An 18196-nucleotide genomic window follows, 5' to 3' on the forward strand; every position below is an offset into this window, starting at 1 on the left:
CCATACAAAAGGCCCCATCCATGGATGGGGCCTTTTTTTGGTCAACGGTCTGCCGAATGGTCTCGACACGGCAATCAATCAGGCCGCATGCCCTGCCTTCCGACGTGCCCAGAGCCACAACTCAACGGTAGACAGCAGTATCAGCGCAAACCCCAGCGTCTCGATGCTTTCCTCTATCGTGGCCTTGATTTCATAAACATACTGCGCCTTTAAAACGGCTTCCCAGAAAATGCCACGCCCCATCAGCCGGGAAAAGACGTAAACAGTCACAAAACCACTCAGGAAAAGACCAAAGGACATTTGCTGCATATAGCGACAGCACTCATCCAGCACGCGCAGCCGGTAACGCACCAGAAACACGGTAGCCGGCACCAGTACCAGCGTGACCAGCCACTGCCACAGGCCATCAAACACGCGATCAAGCATGAAGTCCTGCTCACGGATCAGGGAAGCGAGTAAAAAGGCAAACATCAGCACGGTACCATGGCGATAGACGCCCATGGCACGAACCCTCCAGAGAGCAATCAGACTACCCAGCAGCAGGAAGGTCTGGGCAATTTCAGCAAAAGAGGTTTCAGAGAACTGATCTTCGAGCTCTCTGGGCAACGCGTCCCAGTACATGCACTGGCAGATCAGCGCTACAAAAAAGAGATAGGCAATATAACGATAGAGGCTCTTGAGCGTTTCCTGTCGTTCGGCGGGGGGGGAGGACATCGAGGCTGACATGCAACTTCCATAAAATCGTAAGCGTGTTAACTAATTATTATACCTTGTTTTGTTAACGAAAAATTAACCATTTTACCGGCTTGCTCAAGACACGATGAGTTAATGCACATAACGGCACGGAGATGCCAGAGGCATCTCCGTCTTTTGGATCGAACACCAAACCATCTCAGCAGCCACTGACGGCAGGACGCGCAGGCTGCTGGAAAAAGAAGGGACGCAGTCTTACCCCGACCATGTTGCCGGCAAAGGCAAAGACCATCCATACCCAGCCATGCAGACTGCCTGAAGCGATACCGCTGAAATAGGCGCCGATATTGCAGCCAAAGGCGATACGCGCGCCATAGCCCAGCAATATGCCACCGATGACGCAGGCCAGAAGCGAGCGCACGGGAATGTTCAACGTCGGTCGAAATCTGCCCGCCAGCGCTGCTGCTGCCATCGCCCCCAGAATAATGCCGATGTTCATGACACTGGTCACGTCATGCCAGAGACTCTGATTCAGCGCCTGCGCGTTGCCAGGCTGCTGCCAGTAGCTCCACTGCCCCGGGTCGACCCCGACCAGTTGAACGAGTTTGGCCCCCCAGAGCGCGAACGCCGAGGTAATGCCCCAGGGGCGCCCGGCCAGCGACAGCGTGGCAAAGTTAAGCAGTGCCAGCGCCACCGCACCGAAAAGCAGAGGCCATGGACCGCGCAACCAGCGTGCCGTGCCACGTCGTTCGGCCGGTATCGCCGCCGCTTCCAGACGGCCATGCCGACGGCGCTCCAGCCAGACGGTGACCGCGGCGATTACCGCAAACAGGGCCAGACTGATGGCGATCCCCGGCCCTGCCCCCATCTCAACCAGCGAGGTTGGCTCAAACGCCGGCAGCGATAACCACCAGTCAAAGTTGATGGTGGCCAGTACCGAACCGACGATGAAGAACAGCAGCGTGACCACCATGCGGGCATTGCCGCCGCCTGCGGTAAACAGGGTCCCCGAGGCACAGCCGCCGCCCAGCTGCATGCCGATACCAAATATAAAGGCCCCAACCATCACGGAGATCCCAATGGGCGAGACAAAGCCTCTTACCGGATGATCAAACAGCGTGCCGGCCGACAGGGCCGGAAAGAACAGCACCACCGCGACCGCCAGCAGCACCATCTGCGCCCGTAGTCCCCGCCCCCGACGATCAATGATGAACACACGCCAGGCCGACGTGAACCCGAACGCGGCGTGATAAAGCACCAGCCCCAGTGCTCCGCCTACCAGCATCAATGCCCCTTGAGTCATGCTGACTGTCATGGCGACCGCCAGCGCCGCGATCAGCAGGAAGGCGGCTGCCCCCCAGACGAGCGGTGATTGATGCATTGGCCTCTGTTGAGACTGATCCGTTGCCGTGAACTGCGCCATCTCTTTCCTCGGTAATTAAAAGGCTCTCTTTCATAGTTTATCGACATAAATAACGTGTCTGAAATAAAAGCTGGCTAACGGATTCATCAGGCCCGGGATAACCACGTGCGTTATGCTGTCGAACTCAAGATGACACCGTAGACCGCTACGGTCACCGGCTATCGGTACAAGGAGTTCATGATGCGCTGGATCAATGTTGCGCTGGCAGCCGTGCCGGCCAGTCAGACCCCCTCGGCAGGCGCCGGCCCGACAGATAACGTGGCCCTTATCGAGCGTCAGCGCCTGTTTGGCAATCCCAGCCGCGTCCAGGGGCGCCTGAGCCCGGACGGGCAGTGGCTTTCCTGGATTGCACCTCACAATGACGTGCTGAATCTGTGGGTGGCCCCGACAGATCAGCCTGAAAAGGCGCGCGCTCTGACACAGGAAGAGACCCGTCCGATTCGCAGTTATTTCTGGTCTCCGGACAGTCAGCAGCTTCTGTACGTCAACGACCAGGGCGGTGACGAAAACTTTCGCCTCTACGGCGTCAACGTGGAAAGCGGTGAACCGCGCACTCTCACGCCGCAGGAAGGCGTACGCGTGCAGGTACTGGGTGTAAGCCGCCACATCAGGGATCGCATCATGGTCGGCATCAACGACCGTGACCCGCGCTGGCATGATGTCTACCAGCTCAACCTCGACAGCGGTGAGCTGTCGCTGGTACTGCAAAACGACGGCTACGGCGGCTTCCTGCTCGACGAAAATCTGGAGATCCGGCTGGCCGAGCAGCCTCGTAGCGACGGTGGTGAAGACTTTTTCCGCGTTAACGACCTGAGCGTCGAAAGCGAGCCGTTTGCTTCCATCAGCTTTGAAGACAGCGCCAACACCGGGCCTGCCGGCTTTACCCGCGACGGTCGCACCATGTACTGGATCGACAGCCGCGGACGCGATACGGCCGCCCTGACCGCACAGGACTGGGACAGTGGCGAATTACGCGTGATCGCCGAGTCACCGAAGGCCGACATCACCGGCGTCATGGCCGATCGTGACAACCACGACATTCAGGCCTGGGCCGTGGACTATCTGCGCACTGAATGGATCGCCATTGACCCGGCCATCGGTGAAGCACTGACCTTTCTTGATGAAAGGCTCAAGGGCGACGTCAATGTTACCTCACGCACCGATGACGACCGGCGCTGGATCGTGGTCAATGATCCGGTCACGGCACCTGCCGAAACATGGCTCTTTGACCGCGACGCGCTCACGCTGACCTCGCTGTTTGTCAGCCGCCCGGAGCTTGAAGGCGCACCGCTTGCCGGCATGACGCCGCTTGAAATCAAAACGCGTGACGGTCTGACGCTGGTCTCTTATTTGACCCTGCCCCACGGCAGCGAAGCTGATGGTTTTACGGCGCCTGCCGAGCCCCTGCCGATGGTGCTGCTGGTTCATGGCGGTCCCTGGGCACGCGACAGCTACGGCAGCAACAGCTATCACCAGTGGCTGGCCAACCGCGGCTACGCCGTACTGTCGGTCAACTATCGCGGTTCGACCGGCTTCGGCAAGTCCTTCACCGCGGCCGGCGACGGTGAATGGGGTACCAGCATGCATGATGATTTGATCGATGCCGTGGACTGGGCCATTGATCAGGGCATTGCCGACCCGAAAAGGGTCGCCATCATGGGTGGCTCCTACGGCGGCTACGCCACGCTTGCCGGACTGACCATGACGCCCGAGGTGTTCGCCTGTGGCGTCGATATTGTCGGCCCCTCGAATCTGACCACCCTGCTGGAGAGCATACCGCCCTACTGGGAAGCCGGACGTCAGCAGATGTATCGCCGCATGGCCGATCCCAATACCGAGGAAGGCCGCGAGTGGCTAAAGGCCCGCTCGCCCCTGACCCATGCCGATCGCATCCAGCGACCGCTGTTGATCGGTCAGGGGGCCAACGACCCGCGCGTCAAGCAGGCCGAAAGTGACCAGATCGTCGACGCCATGCGCGAAAAATCGATTCCCGTCACCTATGTGCTCTTCCCCGATGAAGGCCACGGCTTTGCGCGTCCGGCGAACAATATTGCCTTCAACGCCATTACCGAAGCCTTTCTGGCCGAGTCGCTGGGCGGTCGGTTCGAGCCCATCGAAGATGCGCTGACGCCCTCTACCGTGACCGTGCCGCACGGCGCCGAGTACACGCCCGGTCTCGAGGCAGCGCTCAACGCCACGTCCTGATCAAGCAACGTTCTTTAAACAAAAAGGGCCGCCTTCTCATGAAGGCGGCCCTTTTAATATTCAGCACGATCAGGCGCTGATCAGACGAATCGCCCCAGCCCCACCGCCGGGCGCAGGCGCTCCAGCAGCACATTGGCCTCACCGCGCGCACGCTCGGCGCCCTTTTGCAGCACCGATTCGATATGACCCGGGTCCTGCAGAAGCCTTTCATACTCCTCGCGCGGTCCTTCAAGCTGAGCGTTGAGATGCTCAAAGACCGCATTTTTGGCATCGCCCCAGCCGATGCCCTCGGCGTAACGGCCACGCATGGCCTGCTCTTCGCTTTCGCTGGCGAAGGCCGAATAGATCTGAAAGAGCGTGCAGGTCTCGGGGTCCTTCGGCTCGCCCGGCTCCAGCGAGTTGGTCTTGATCTTTCGAATCAGCTTTAAAAGCTTTTTCTCGGAGGAGAACAGCGGAATGGTGTTGTCGTAGCTTTTGGACATCTTGCGTCCGTCCAGCCCGTTGAGCGTTTGAACGCGCTCATCCACTACCGCTTCGGGCAGCGTAAAATAGTTGCCCTTGTAGACGTGGTTGAAACGTCCGGCCATGTCACGCGCCATCTCGATGTGCTGCACCTGATCGCGCCCGACCGGCACGCGGTTGGCATTGAACAGCAGGATATCGGCCGCCATCAGCACCGGATAGCTGAAAAGCCCCATGGTGATACCGCGGTCGGGGTCCGGGCTGCCGGTCTCTTCGTTGTCGGTCACGGCGGCCTTGTAGGCATGCGCCCGGTTCATCAGCCCCTTGGCGCAGACACAGGAGAGCATCCAGGCCAGCTCGGTCGTCTCATGGATGTCCGACTGGCGATAAAAGATGGCGTTGTCCGTATCCAGCCCCAGCGCCAGCCAGGTGGCAGCAATCTCGAGGCGTGACTGCTGCACCCTTTTGGGATCGCTTGCCTTGATCAGCGCGTGAAGGTCGGCCAGAAAATAGTAGGACTGAACGCTTTCGTCCTGACTGGCGGCAATGGCGGGGCGAATGGCACCGACATAATTGCCCAGATGTGGGGTACCGGTCGTGGTGATGCCGGTCAGTACTCGTGTGCTGGTCATGAACGCAACGTCTGCTCGGTGATGGAAAACGGCGCGGATGAAGTCATCGCGTAGAAGTGCTCACAGTGTAACGCGCGCGAGACGGCCGGGCGACAGGCTGATCTTTCGGCGTTATGGATCGGGCCGTTCAAGTCCGCACTGCCAGCAGGTATCAAAATTCGCTTCGTGCCACTCGCCACAACGTTGGCAGCGCCAGCCCCGTGACAGCCGCGCACCGGGCGAGGACGACACCTCGACGCTCTGACGCCATTGATCGATGAGCGCTTCTGCGCGTGGCGCGTCATCAAAAGCTACCCACAGCTCCGGTTCGCAGTCGATGGGGGCCAGATCCCCCATGCCGCCGGCCAGCGTCCAGTTACGCAGCTCACACATCACACCCGCGCCTTCAAGCAGATTGCGGACATGACCTACCAGCAGGCTGTTCGGATGCTGAAAGACACGAACCGGACGTGCCATGGTGACCTCAGTCGCGAAAGATTCGTACGCCCATCGCCTTGAGATAGGCCGTTTCCGGGATGGACGGATGGATGGGATGGTCACCGCCCTGGTGGCCCTGATAGATCAGCTGGGCATGACGATCCTGATGGCGTGCCGAACCGCGTACGACGTCAATAAGACGATCGCTGGCCAGATGCATCGAGCAGGACGCCGACATCAGGAGCCCATCACGTCCCAGCAGACGAATCGCTTCCCGGTTGAGTCGGCCGTAGGCCCGCTCACCGGCACTGATGTCCTTGCGCTTGCGAATGAATGCCGGCGGATCGAGTACGATCACGTCAAAGACTTCACCCTGGGCCTTGAGCTGGGCCAGCACTTCAAAGGCATCGCCCTGAAGCGTCGAGACACGATCTTCCACGCCATTGAGTGCAGCGTTGTGCCTGACGCGCTCAAGCGCCGGGCTGGAGGCATCGACACAGACCACTTCCAAGGCACCGCTGGCTGCAGCCTGAACGCCCCAGCCACCCACGTAGCTGAACACATCCAGCACCCGCTTGCCCGCGACCTGGGCATTGAGCCAGGCACGGTTATCGCGGTGATCAAAGAACCAGCCGGTTTTCTGTCCACTCACGACATCGGTTTCAAAACGCACGCCGTTCTCTTCCAGCGCCACGGCGCCATCAAGCTCGCCCTGAACGATCTCGACATGCTCATCGAGCTGCTCCAGCCGGCGGCCGGCAGTGTCGCCGCGCAGAACAATCACGCGCGGAGAAAGCACCTTGTTGAGCGCATCGATGATGTCATCACGCACCTTCTCCATGCCCAGCGTATTGAGCTGAATCACCACCACATCATCGAAGCGGTCCACCACCAGACCGGGCAGCAGATCACCTTCGCCATGTACCAGCCGGTAGAAGGGGCGCGCATACAGACGCTCACGCAGGGAGAGCGCCTGCTTGAAACGGTGCACCAGCAGCGAACGGCTGAGCATGACATCGGTATCGCGCGAGACCACGCGCGCGCAGATCAGGGAGTTGGGATTGACGTAGGCCACGCCCATGGACCGCCCGTTGGCCGCCTCGATGATGGCCTGAGCGCCCGGTTCAAAGTCCTTGAGCGGCGTTTCGGCGATGTCGATCTCATTGGAATAGAGCCATAGATGGCCCGCCTTGAGACGACGATCGGCATTTTTCTTGAGACGAAGACGTTGGGTCACGACAGCTTCCGAAATTGGTAATAAAAAGGGCACATGCGTATTGCCCGTCATTCTATCAGCTGGGCATCGCTGCGGCAGTGTGTCGTATGCGGTGACTAGCGCTGGCAGTGGGGGCAAAAAACGCTGGCGCGCTGACCAATGGTCATGGAACGCAGTTCGCGGCCGCAGACGCGACACGGTTCACCGCCTCGACCGTAGACGTTGAGCCTCTGCACGAAGTAGCCCGGCTCACCGTGCCCACTGACAAAGTCACGCAGCGTGGTACCGCCCTGCTCGATCGATGCCGCCAGCACCTGCCTGATGGCCTCAGCCAGACGCTGGTAGCGCGCGCGCGACACCCTGCCGGCTTCAACGCGCGGGTCGATACCGGCCATGAACAGTGCTTCAGCGGCATAGATATTGCCCACGCCCACCACGGTGGCGTTATCCATAATGAAATTCTTGACAGCGACACGCTTGCCGCGCGAGCGCTGATACAGGTGAGTACCACTGAATTCATCTCCCAGCGGCTCAGGGCCAAGCGATGCCAGGCGACGATCGCTGAGCGGATCACCCTTGATGAAATCCACCAGCCCGAAGCGGCGTGGATCATGATAACGAAGCACCCATCCGGAGCTCATGACCAGATCGATATGATCATGCTTGCGCGGCTCGGTGCCGACCTCGACCAGCCGCAGGCTGCCGGACATACCCAGATGCCAGAGCAGATGACCACCGGCCACCGGCAGCAACAGATACTTGGCGCGGCGTTCGATCTCCCCGACACGCTCTCCGGTCAGGTGCTCGGCCAGGCCTTCCGGCACAGGAATACGCAAACGTTGATGACGAATGATGACTTCATTGATCTCGAAACCCGCCACCCACGGCGCAATACCGCGGCGGGTCGTTTCAACTTCAGGCAGCTCGGGCATGAGGGTCTAGTGTGACAGCATTGGAGGAAGGAAGACGGTGAGCCGATGAAGGCCTGCCGGCCGAGCATCGAGCATGAAAGGTCCAGATACAAAAAGACCCGGCCATGACCGGGTCCTTTCAGGCCACCCTGTCGGGCGGCACGTAAAGCGCGATCAATTACTTGATCTTGGCTTCACGGTACATGACATGCTTGCGTACGACCGGGTCGTACTTCTTGAATTCCAGCTTGTCAGGAGTGTTGCGCTTGTTCTTGTCGGTCGTATAGAAGTGACCGGTACCCGCGCTTGAAACCAGTTTGATCTTGTCACGCATGTTATTGCTCTCCGCATTCAAGCGCACACGACGCTTGAGGTGTAATCACGAACCGTCGTCTCAGACGCTCAGGCCATTTGCACGCAGATCCTTGAGGACCACTTCGATGCCTTTCTTGTCGATGATGCGCATGCCCTTGGAGGACAGACGCAGACGGACAAAGCGCTTTTCGGACTCGACCCAGAACCGGTGCGTGTGCAGGTTCGGAACGAAACGACGACGCGTCTTGCGCTGAGAGTGGGAAACGTTGTTACCAGTCACCGGACGCTTGCCGGTAACCTGACAGACTTGTGACATGGAAGCCTCCAGCCGTGAGCCCGAATGGGCCCCACATGAGTGTCTATTAAGTATTCGGGCAAACCGGTGAGAAGTGGCAGGCGATACGCCTCCCTGCCCCCTGTTCATAACCCGCAGAAAGTCAAAGGGCGTACTTTATACCAGAGTACCCCCTGATCGGCAAGCACACCTTGATATTATTGCCATTACGCCGGTATTGGCCCTAAAGCCAGCCCCGCTCGGCAAAGGAAGTCACCTCACCATCACCCACCACGAAATGATCCAGCACCCGAATGTCAAAAAGTCCCAGCGCCTCGACCAGACGCGTGGTGATACGGCGATCGGCATCACTGGGCTCGGCAACCCCGGAGGGATGATTATGCGCGAAGATAATGGCCCCGGCATTGAGCGCCAGCGCACGTCTTGCGACCTCACGTGGGTAGACGGCAGCGGCGTCCAGCGTTCCGGTAAACAGCTTTTCAAAGCGCAGTACCCGGTGCTGACTGTCCAGAAAGAGTGCAGCGAACACTTCATGCCCGAGATCACGCAGATGAGCACTCAAAAAGCGACGCACCATGGCGGGTGAATTGAGCGCATCGCCACGCATCAACAGCGTTTCCAGATGACGACGCGAGAGTTCAAGCGCGGCCTGCAACTGTACGTACTTGGCATCACCCAGCCCATGAGCACGGCAAAAGGTACCGCGGTCGGCCTCCAGCAGTGGCCGCAGCCCGTCAAACTCGCTCAAAAGATCCCTCGCCAGATCCACCGCCGAGCGCCCCTTGACGCCCACCCGCAGAAAAATCGCCAGCAGCTCGGCATCCGATAACGCCTGCGGGCCCAGATGAATCAGCTTCTCCCGCGGTCGTTCGCCTTCCGGCCAGTGACTGATACCCACGCCTGCCCCTTTTAACAGAATATACTGATTAAAGGTTAACGGCGCTCATGCCAGAAACTGAAACCACACTGTCTTTTGCCATGTTTCACCCTCCCGCTACGCTTGGTCTGTTATCTGTTTAATTTTAAGGAGGCTTACGATGCGGCTTTATACCCTGCCCAAAACCGGTGCGATCAGCGACCTGACCCTTACCGAGCGCGACACGCCCCGCCCGGCACGAGGCCAGGTACTGGTACGGATGCGCGCGGCGTCATTGAACTATCGCGACCTGATGATCGTGACAGGCCGCTACGGCCGAGGTGGCGTGGCGCCTGATCGTGTGCCGCTCTCCGACGGTGCCGGGGAAGTCGTCGAGCTTGGTGAGGGTGTCACCCGTTTTGACGTCGGCGACCGCGTCGCCGGCATCTTCATGCAGAACTGGCTGGGTGGCGAGGTCAACGACAGCCATCCCGGCTCGGCACTGGGCGGCGCCGTGGATGGCGTGCTCAGCGAATACGTCCTCTTCGATCAACAGGGTCTGGTCGCCCTGCCGGAACATCTCTCATATGAGGAAGGCGCTACCCTGCCCTGCGCCGCCGTCACGGCTTGGAATGCGCTGTATGCCGGAAAATCGCCGCTCAAGGCGGGCGATAGCGTGCTGCTGCTGGGTACCGGCGGCGTCTCGATGTTCGGCCTGCAGTTCGCTCGCGCCGCTGGTGCCCATGCCATCCAGACCTCCTCGAGCGATGACAAGCTTGCTCGTGTGCGTGAACTCGGCGCCGACGACACCATCAACTACCGCCAGACGCCCGAGTGGCAGGACGAGGTTCAGCGCCTTACCGATGGGCGCGGCGTGGATTATGTGGTGGAGGTCGGCGGTGCCGGCACCCTGCCCCGCTCGATCGACTCCGCCCGTCTCGGCGGTCAGGTCAATCTGATCGGCGTTCTGACCGGGGGCGAGATCAACCCGACTGCCATCATGCGAAAGAGCGTCCTGATGCGAGGGATCTTTGTGGGGTCGCGGGAGATGTTCGAACAGATGAATCGCGCCATCACCCAGCACAAAATCAAACCGGTCATCGATCGCACCTTTGCCTTCGATGACGCTCGCGCCGCCTTTGAACACCTCGAAAGCCAGCAGCATCTGGGCAAGGTGGTAATCACCCTCGATTAGGACAACACCTGCCAGGCCGGGCGACCACGCCCGGCCTTTCTTATTTATGGCACCTGCTGCTCCGGCCCGGACCAGGTGCGTAGCGCGGCACGCCGTTTCTGGTCCTTCTCCTGCGGTGACAGCGAGTAGTCGCCTTCGTAAAGTGCCGCCTCCCAGCCGCCATAGGTCGGATTGGGCAGCACGATATAGCGCTCGCCAAAGTGCGCGCGATCCTGAATGACCTGCGCATTACGCGTGGCGACCTCATCGGCATCGTAGCGGCTGTCAAAATCGGCCAGATTATCCCCTACCAGCAGCGCCACATCATGTGTGGCCATGACCGTCTCACGGCGCGGCTGCTTGTCGCTGGTATCGGTACGCAGCATCATGTGCTGCTTATCGACCCACGGGAAGTCGAGCTGTTTCAGGTTTTTCATGGTGGCTGCCAGGCCGCGCTCATCGCGATTGGTCACGTAGAACACCTCGACCCCGCGTGAGCGCGCATAATCAAGAAAGGCCTGAGCGCCGGGCAGCGCACGTGCCTGGGCGTCTTCGACCCAGGCATTCCAGTTGGCGCTTGAATAACGCTCATCGCGGCCGATCAGCCAGGCTTCAAAGGGCGTGTTATCGATGACGGCCTCGTCACAGTCGACGATGACCGCCAGCGGTCTGTCGCCGGGTCTACGACCCTCAAGCGCCTGATCCAGCCTCAGACGCGCCACGTTGAAAGCCTGGTAGGAAAGCGCCCGGTATTCAGCGGCGCTTTGCATCCAGGCCGTGGCCATCACCAGCTGCTCATTGAGCGCCTCGTTATTGTAAGACGGCGATACCGGCTGATCCTGACTGGCGCAGCCACTCAGCGCGACACCGAGCGCCAGCGCCGAGAGGCTCGGAGCCAGACGATGACGACGCAAAAGGGCACGCGGGCGGGTCGGGTTTGACGGCATGACAATGTTCCTCGAAAGCATATCGTTGTGGTTGTTTGCGCCATGGCGGATGCTACGCACGCCAGGCACGCAGTGGTAAGGTAGCATCCCATCGATTTTCGTTATGCTCATGGAGCCCCGCATGTCACGACTGGCTGGTCAACGCATCGTTTTAGGCATCAGTGCCGGCATCGCGGCCTACAAGAGTGCCGTACTGGCGAGGCTTTTGAAAAAGGCCGGGGCCAGCGTTCGCGTGGTGATGACCGAGGGCGCACAGGCCTTTATCACGCCGCTGACCCTGCAGGCCCTGACCGGTGAAGAAGTACGCACCTCCTTGCTTGATCCACAGGCCGAGGCCGGCATGGGTCATATCGAGTTGGCCAAATGGGCCGATATCGTCCTGATCGCGCCCGCCACGGCCGATGTGATGGCGCGCCTGGCCGCCGGTATGGCCGATGACCTGCTCACGACGCTGTGTCTGGCCACCCGGGCTCGCTGTCTGCTGGCACCGGCCATGAATCAGGCCATGTGGTCACACCCTGCCAGCCAGCGTAACGCCGAAACGCTCAAGACCTTCGGCTGGCAACAGCTCGGACCGGATGCCGGTGAGCAGGCCTGTGGCGATGTTGGCGGCGGGCGCATGCTGGAGCCGGAAGACATCGTCGAAGCGCTCGAAGCCGCGCTGTCCGGTCATTCACCTGCGCCTGGCACGCTGCCACTGGACGCCATGCCCGAACATGACAATCACTCTCCTACACCGGATGCCTTCATGGCTGCCGAGGCCATCCCGGCATCCCGGGCGCTGGCCGGGCAGCACGTGGTGATTACGGCCGGGCCCACCCGCGAGGCCATCGACCCGGTGCGCTATCTCTCCAACCACAGCTCGGGGAAGATGGGCTTTGCACTGGCCTGCGCGGCGCGCGATCAGGGCGCGCGCGTCACCCTGATCAGTGGCCCGGTGACACTTGCCACGCCCGAGAACATCACACGCGTGGATGTTGTCAGCGCCGTGGAGATGCTTGAGGCCGTCGACGCAGCGCTTGCCGACTGCGATATCTTCATCGGCTGTGCCGCAGTGGCAGACTATCGTCTGGCAGAAGTGGCCGAGCACAAGCTCAAGAAGGTCTCCGGCAGTACGGGCCTGGCCCTGAACCTGATCGAAAATCCGGACATTATCGCCGCCGTCACCCATCGCCAGAGCCCACCCTTTACGGTCGGCTTTGCCGCCGAAACCCGCGAGCTTGCCCGCCATGCCCACGACAAGCTGGTACGCAAGCGTCTGGACCTGATTGTCGCCAACGACGTGGCGGCACCGGGGCTGGGTTTCGGGGCCGATGACAACGCCGCCGTGCTGTATCATCTCGATCCCGACCAGCCGGACAACCCGGCCACGTCGCATACACTGTCACCGCGTGCCAAGCAGGATCTGGCGCGCGCCATTATCGATTACATGCTGCCCCTTTACTGCGGGCATCAATCAATGCGGAGCCCTGTCTGCTCATGACTGCCTCTTCCGACCGGCCGCGCCTGCAGGTCCGAATTCTCGATGACCGGGTGCGCGAATACCCTCTGCCCCACTACGCCACCCGCGGCAGTGCCGGCATGGACCTGCGCGCCCTGCTGGACGCGCCGCTGACGCTGGCACCCGGCGACTGCGAGCTGGTCCGCACGGGTCTGGCCGTGCATATTGCCAATCCGGCCTGGGCCGGCATGATCCTGCCACGCTCGGGACTGGGCCATAAACGCGGCATTGTACTGGGCAATCTGGTTGGCCTGATCGATGCCGACTATCAGGGCGAGCTGATGATCTCGATCTGGAACCGCGGGCAGGAGCACGTCACGCTCGAGCCTTTCGAACGCATCGCCCAGTACGTGCTGGTGCCGGTCATCCAGGCCGAACTGGAAGTCGTCGACGAGTTCACGCCCGGCGATGATGACGACACCATTCGTGGCGCCGGCGGCTTCGGCCACTCGGGACGACACTGACGCTGGTTTAAAGGACAGGAGTCTTTGCATGACACAGGTAAGTGCTGCCATCTTTCGTGCCTATGACATCCGTGGCGTGGTCGACGAACAGCTTAACGTTGATACTGCGCGTCTGATCGGTCATGCCATCGGCAGTGAAGCGCTCGCCCGCGGTGAACGGGGCGTGGCCGTCGGCCGTGACGGCCGGCTTTCTGGCCCCATGCTGTCGAAAGCCCTGATCGAGGGTCTGTGCGCGGCCGGCTGCGACGTGGTGGATATCGGTATGGTCCCCACGCCCACGCTCTATTTTGCCACCCACGTACTGGAGGGCGTCACCTCCGGGGTGGCCGTGACCGGCAGCCATAACCCCTCGAACTACAACGGCTTCAAGATCGTGCTGGGCGGCCACGCCCTGTCGCGTGATGACATTACCGCACTCTACCGTCGCATCGAGAATGATGAGCTCTCACATGGTGAGGGTCGCTGCCGCGAGCATGACCTGCGCGAGACCTATCTGGCGCGCATCCTCGACGATGTCGCACTCGACCGGCCGCTGCACGCCGTGGTGGACTGCGGCAACGGTGTGACCGGTGAACTGGGACCGGAACTGATCCGCCGCCTGGGCGCCCGCGTCACGCCGCTTTTTGAAGAGATCGACGGCCGGTTCCCCAATCATCACCCGGACCCGGGCAAGTTCGAAAATCTGAAGGATCTGATCGCGAAGGTCCGCGAGACCGGTGCCGATATCGGCCTTGCCTTTGACGGCGACGGTGATCGGGTCGGCGTGGTCACCCCTTCTGGTGAGATCATCTATCCCGACCGCCTGCTGATGGCCTTTGCCAGCGACCTGCTGGAGCGCGAGCCCGGGGCGCGGATCATTTTCGACATCAAGAGCACCGGCAATCTGGTCCCGATCATCGAGGACGCCGGCGGCACGCCCGAGATGTGGTACACCGGCCATTCGCTGATCAAAAAGCGCATGAAGGAAACCGGCGCGGCGCTGGCCGGCGAGATGAGCGGACACATCTTTTTTGAAGAGCGCTGGTACGGCTTCGACGATGGCATTTACGCTGCCGCTCGCCTGCTTGAGATCCTGTCGCGCCAGCCCGGTGATGCCGATCAATACTTCAGCCGCTTCCCACAGGACGAAAGCACCGCCGAAATCAACGTGCCCGTCACCGATGACAACAAGTTCGAGATTGTTGAGCGCTTCATCAGGGACACCGATTTTGGCGAACAGGCGACCCGAACCACGCTTGATGGCATCCGTGTCGACTACCCGGACAGCTGGGGGCTGTGTCGCGCCTCCAACACCACGCCCATGCTGGTGTTTCGCTTTGAAGGCAAGTCCCGCGAAGCGCTTGAGCGCGTTCAGGACCGCTTCCGTCAGGCGCTTTTGGCCGTTGCCCCCGACATCACGCCAACCTTTTAGGGAACCGGTGCCTTACGGGCCTGCAAACGCATCGCAGGCCCGTGATATCTCAACCCTCTTGATGAAGGCTGAACGCTGGACCGTCCCGCCCTTTTTTCTTTTACAGGAGCGTTTTGCAACATGCATGACAGCGAATACAATCCGCGCCAGGTCGTTGAAATCCTGTCCGAGGCGCTGCCCTATATTCAGCGCTTTTCAGGCAAGACCGTCGTGATCAAGTATGGCGGCAACGCCATGACCGAAGACAACCTGATTCACTCCTTTGCGCGTGACGTGGTGCTGCTCAAGGAAGTCGGCCTCAACCCGATCGTGGTACACGGCGGCGGCCCCCAGATCGGTCAGTTGCTGGAGCGTCTCAATATCGAATCCCGCTTTGTGGACGGCATGCGGGTGACCGACTCGGAAACCATGGATGTGGTCGAGATGGTGCTCGGCGGGCTCGTCAACAAGAGCATCGTCAACCTGATCAACGGCGCCGGCGGCAAGGCGATCGGCCTGACCGGCAAGGACAACGCCCAGATTCGCGCCCGCAAGCTGTCCGTGCAGCGCAAGCGTGCCGACATGACGGCGTCTGAAATCATCGACATCGGTCATGTCGGCGAAGTCGAGCACATCTCGACCGACCTGATCGAGATGCTCTCGGAAGCCGACTATATTCCGGTGATCGCGCCCATCGGCGTGGACGCCGAGGGGAACTCCTACAACATCAATGCTGATCTGGTCGCGGGGCGCGTGGCCGAGGCACTTGGTGCCGAGAAACTCATGCTGCTGACCAACGTGGCCGGGCTCATGAATCAGCAGGGCGAGGTCATGACCGGCCTGACCACCGAACAGGTCGATCAGCTGATCGAGGACGGCGTCATCTATGGCGGCATGCTGCCCAAGATTCGCTGCGCACTGGAAGCGGTCAAAAACGGCGTCAACAGCTCCGTCATCGTGGATGGGCGCGTGGAACACGCCATCCTTTTGGAAATCTTTACCCGCTCGGGCGTGGGCACGCTGATTACCGACCAGGCAGGCACCCCCTCGTCCTGAGGTATCGTGTTGTACGGACATGACCACATTCACGGGTGCCCGAGGCCGTCCCGGGCACCCTCGCAGGCAGATAAAAAAGATGGCCATGACAAGGGAACAGAAACTTTCACGTCGCGACCAGATCCTGCAGGCACTGGCGCGCATGCTGGAGCAGGGGCGTGGCCAGCGCATCACGACGGCCGCACTGGCTCGCGAGGTGGGCGTGTCAGAAGCCGCGCTTTACCGGCACTTTCCCAGCAAGACGCGCATGTACGAGGCGCTGATCGAGTACATCGAACAGACGCTTTTTGAGCGCGTTACATTGATCGTCAATGAACCCGGCGACGTCAGTGACCGCTGCCAGCGCATTTTGACGCTGCTGTTGATCTTTGCTGATAGAAACCCCGGGCTTTGTCGCATCATGACCGGCGAGGCACTCACCGGTGAACATGAACGGCTGCAGGCCCGCGTGGCGCAGCTCTTTGAGCGTCTTGAGACCCAGCTCAAGCAGGTGCTGCGCACCGGTGAAATTGAACAGGGGTATCGTCCGGCCATCGGGGTATCGGCACTGGCCAACCTGCTCATGGCCGTTGCCGAGGGGCGAATTGGTCAATACGTCAGAAGCGGCTTTCGTCGCGCGCCCCAGAGTCACTGGGACGATCAGTGGCAGCTTTTGAGCGCCCATCTGACGACGCAAGAGTAGAACTGTCCGACCGATGCGCCTTCAGATATCTGATGGCCGTATCAGCCTCGACGCCGGCACCGAACAGGTAGCCCTGGAGGATCTCGCAGCCAAGCTCGTTGAGCAGATACTGCTGCCAGCGCGTTTCAACGCCCTCTGCCACAACCGTCAGCTGAAGTGAATGTGCCAGCCGCACGATGGCCTCGATCACATGGTAACCACGACTGTTATCGGGCAGGGCGATGACGAAACTCTTGTCCAGCTTGAGACGGTCCAGTGGCAGCAACGCCAGCTTGTCCAGTGATGAGTAGCCGGTCCCGAAGTCGTCCAGCGATATCCGGATACCCTGCTGACGCAGTTTTGAGATCACGTGTACGCACTCGTCAAAATTCTGCATCATCCGGCTTTCGGTAATCTCGAACTCCAGACAGGCGCCCTCAAGACCGTAACGCTCCAGCACCGTTGCCACATGCGACAAAAGCGCCCGATCAAGCTGAAGTACGGAGACATTGATGGCCACGACCGGCACCTGATATCCCTGAGAACGCCAGCGGCGGATCTGTCGGCATACCCTGTCAATGACCCAGTTACCCAGCGCTGGCATGAGCTCCGCCGATTCGGCCATGGGAATAAAGGTCGAGGGAGGAATGTCACCGTGGTCGGGATGATGCCACCTCAGCAGCACTTCAAAACCGGCGATTTTCTGATCGCCACCCTGCACCTGAGGCTGATAGACCAGCCGCAGCTGTTCGTCCCTCATTGCCTGATACAACGCTTTCGAATCAGGCAGAGACGCTACACGCGCATCCTCACCGGCAATGAACAGCGCCGGCCAGGCGCAGGCATCGTTTTTCGAAGAGATGACATTTTGTGAAGAAATGGCACCGCCGGGCATTGAGCACTCTTGCTCGTCGGGCCACACGCAGCTCCCCTCGTGCCGGCTGATGTCGATCAGAAACCCATGACACTCGGTTTTTCCATCACGGCGCAGAATCACGCCACGGTCCAGCACTCTCTGCTCGGACGTGCCCTGAACCAGACGATAGGTGTGCTCGAAATATCCTCGCTGCAGGGCAATATGTCGAGCACACTTCAGTGATTGCCGATCGTCGGGATGCACCATGGCATCAAAGGTGCTGCAGGACAGACAGCGACCCTGAAGTTGCGGCATTGATACGGTCGTATTGACGGCACTGCTCAGATAGCAATAGCGCTGCTCATCATGGCAATAGCGGTACATGATGCCGGAAAGCCTGCTGCCGCAGTCATCGCTATCATCCGATCCGCCCTGTTTCAGGCAATATCGCTCATAGCCCTTCGACAACAGCTCCCTGCCCTGAAAAAAACAGCACAACCACAGCAGCAGCCCCATGGCCAGCGTGTGGTCGTCCATATGTTTTTGCCACCAGAGCAGACACAGCGCGGTCAGCAACAGAGCAAATACCAGACGATAGAGCGTACACAGTAGCGGAGGCACTTTCTGGGGTGCCATCAGCCTTGATTGACGCAAAAGTGCGGAGATAGACATCGGTCAGCGCTCGGAGCAGCAACAGAAAAATCATCCGATAACCATAAAAA

General features: G+C 60.3%; 18 protein-coding genes. 7 read left to right on the plus strand and 11 right to left on the minus strand.

All coding sequences use genetic code 11. From position 1 onward, the window contains the following. Positions 1-78: 78 nt before the first annotated feature. A complete protein-coding gene (locus B9G99_RS02790; RefSeq protein ID WP_086620658.1) occupies positions 79-726 on the minus strand; it encodes a hypothetical protein in 648 nt (215 codons plus the stop codon). A gap of 166 nt (positions 727-892) precedes the next feature. After that, positions 893-2074 carry a YeeE/YedE family protein gene (locus tag B9G99_RS02795; protein WP_086620659.1) on the minus strand — a complete coding sequence of 394 codons (1182 nt, stop codon included), beginning with the start codon at positions 2072-2074 and terminating at the stop codon, positions 893-895. Positions 2075-2293: 219 nt separating this feature from the next. Here B9G99_RS02795 and B9G99_RS02800 point away from each other — a divergent pair, with 219 nt between their 5' ends. Continuing rightward, on the plus strand, positions 2294-4321 hold the full coding sequence (locus B9G99_RS02800; RefSeq protein WP_227875902.1) for a S9 family peptidase: 2028 nt from the start codon (positions 2294-2296) through the stop codon (positions 4319-4321). Positions 4322-4401: 80 nt separating this feature from the next. Here the strand turns inward: B9G99_RS02800 and trpS are convergent, their stop codons facing one another. The 7 genes from trpS to radC all read right to left on the minus strand — a co-directional run bounded on the left by trpS (position 4402) and on the right by radC (position 9467). Continuing rightward, entirely contained in the window at positions 4402-5415 is a 1014-nt protein-coding gene (gene trpS, locus B9G99_RS02805; protein WP_086620661.1) for a tryptophan--tRNA ligase, read from the minus strand. A 111-nt stretch (positions 5416-5526) separates the two neighbouring features. Next, positions 5527-5871, minus strand: coding sequence for a putative signal transducing protein (locus B9G99_RS02810; protein WP_086620662.1), 345 nt, complete (start codon positions 5869-5871; stop codon positions 5527-5529). A gap of 7 nt (positions 5872-5878) precedes the next feature. Continuing rightward, positions 5879-7069, minus strand: a complete 1191-nt coding sequence (locus B9G99_RS02815) for a class I SAM-dependent rRNA methyltransferase (RefSeq protein ID WP_086623244.1) — start codon at positions 7067-7069, stop codon at positions 5879-5881. A 95-nt stretch (positions 7070-7164) separates the two neighbouring features. After that, complete coding sequence (gene mutM / locus B9G99_RS02820) at positions 7165-7980, minus strand: bifunctional DNA-formamidopyrimidine glycosylase/DNA-(apurinic or apyrimidinic site) lyase (RefSeq protein WP_086620663.1); 816 nt, start codon at positions 7978-7980, stop codon at positions 7165-7167. A gap of 157 nt (positions 7981-8137) precedes the next feature. After that, on the minus strand, positions 8138-8293 hold the full coding sequence (gene rpmG / locus B9G99_RS02825; protein WP_086620664.1) for a 50S ribosomal protein L33: 156 nt from the start codon (positions 8291-8293) through the stop codon (positions 8138-8140). A gap of 60 nt (positions 8294-8353) precedes the next feature. Next, positions 8354-8590, minus strand: coding sequence for a 50S ribosomal protein L28 (gene rpmB / locus B9G99_RS02830; protein WP_086620665.1), 237 nt, complete (start codon positions 8588-8590; stop codon positions 8354-8356). A gap of 202 nt (positions 8591-8792) precedes the next feature. After that, positions 8793-9467: a RadC family protein gene (gene radC, locus B9G99_RS02835; RefSeq protein WP_086620666.1), complete on the minus strand. Its 675-nt coding sequence runs from the start codon at positions 9465-9467 to the stop codon at positions 8793-8795. 139 nt (positions 9468-9606) lie between these two features. On the opposite strand from radC, the gene B9G99_RS02840 reads away from it, so the two are divergent. Continuing rightward, a complete protein-coding gene (locus B9G99_RS02840; RefSeq protein WP_086620667.1) occupies positions 9607-10620 on the plus strand; it encodes a zinc-dependent alcohol dehydrogenase family protein in 1014 nt (337 codons plus the stop codon). A gap of 44 nt (positions 10621-10664) precedes the next feature. On the opposite strand, the gene B9G99_RS02845 is transcribed toward B9G99_RS02840, so the two are convergent. Further along, positions 10665-11546 (minus strand): 5'-nucleotidase, lipoprotein e(P4) family, encoded by an 882-nt coding sequence (locus B9G99_RS02845; protein WP_158521429.1) that lies wholly within the window; start codon positions 11544-11546, stop codon positions 10665-10667. A gap of 121 nt (positions 11547-11667) precedes the next feature. Here B9G99_RS02845 and coaBC point away from each other — a divergent pair, with 121 nt between their 5' ends. From coaBC to slmA, 5 genes are all read left to right on the plus strand, one after another. Next, positions 11668-13029 carry a bifunctional phosphopantothenoylcysteine decarboxylase/phosphopantothenate--cysteine ligase CoaBC gene (coaBC, locus tag B9G99_RS02850; protein ID WP_086620669.1) on the plus strand — a complete coding sequence of 454 codons (1362 nt, stop codon included), beginning with the start codon at positions 11668-11670 and terminating at the stop codon, positions 13027-13029. Then, complete coding sequence (dut, locus tag B9G99_RS02855; protein WP_086620670.1) at positions 13026-13511, plus strand: dUTP diphosphatase; 486 nt, start codon at positions 13026-13028, stop codon at positions 13509-13511. Before coaBC ends, dut begins: the two co-directional genes overlap by 4 nt. Positions 13512-13539: 28 nt before the next feature. After that, a complete protein-coding gene (locus B9G99_RS02860) occupies positions 13540-14922 on the plus strand; it encodes a phosphomannomutase/phosphoglucomutase (protein ID WP_086620671.1) in 1383 nt (460 codons plus the stop codon). Between the two features lie 120 nt (positions 14923-15042). Then, complete coding sequence (argB, locus tag B9G99_RS02865; RefSeq protein ID WP_086620672.1) at positions 15043-15957, plus strand: acetylglutamate kinase; 915 nt, start codon at positions 15043-15045, stop codon at positions 15955-15957. Positions 15958-16042: 85 nt separating this feature from the next. After that, positions 16043-16639: a nucleoid occlusion factor SlmA gene (slmA, locus tag B9G99_RS02870; protein ID WP_086623245.1), complete on the plus strand. Its 597-nt coding sequence runs from the start codon at positions 16043-16045 to the stop codon at positions 16637-16639. Here the strand turns inward: slmA and B9G99_RS02875 are convergent. Continuing rightward, on the minus strand, positions 16554-18146 hold the full coding sequence (locus B9G99_RS02875; RefSeq protein WP_086620673.1) for a putative bifunctional diguanylate cyclase/phosphodiesterase: 1593 nt from the start codon (positions 18144-18146) through the stop codon (positions 16554-16556). The genes slmA and B9G99_RS02875 overlap by 86 nt on opposite strands. Positions 18147-18196: the final 50 nt, after the last annotated feature.

It is taken from the genome of Kushneria konosiri, from assembly GCF_002155145.1.
Lineage (GTDB): Bacteria > Pseudomonadota > Gammaproteobacteria > Pseudomonadales > Halomonadaceae > Kushneria > Kushneria konosiri.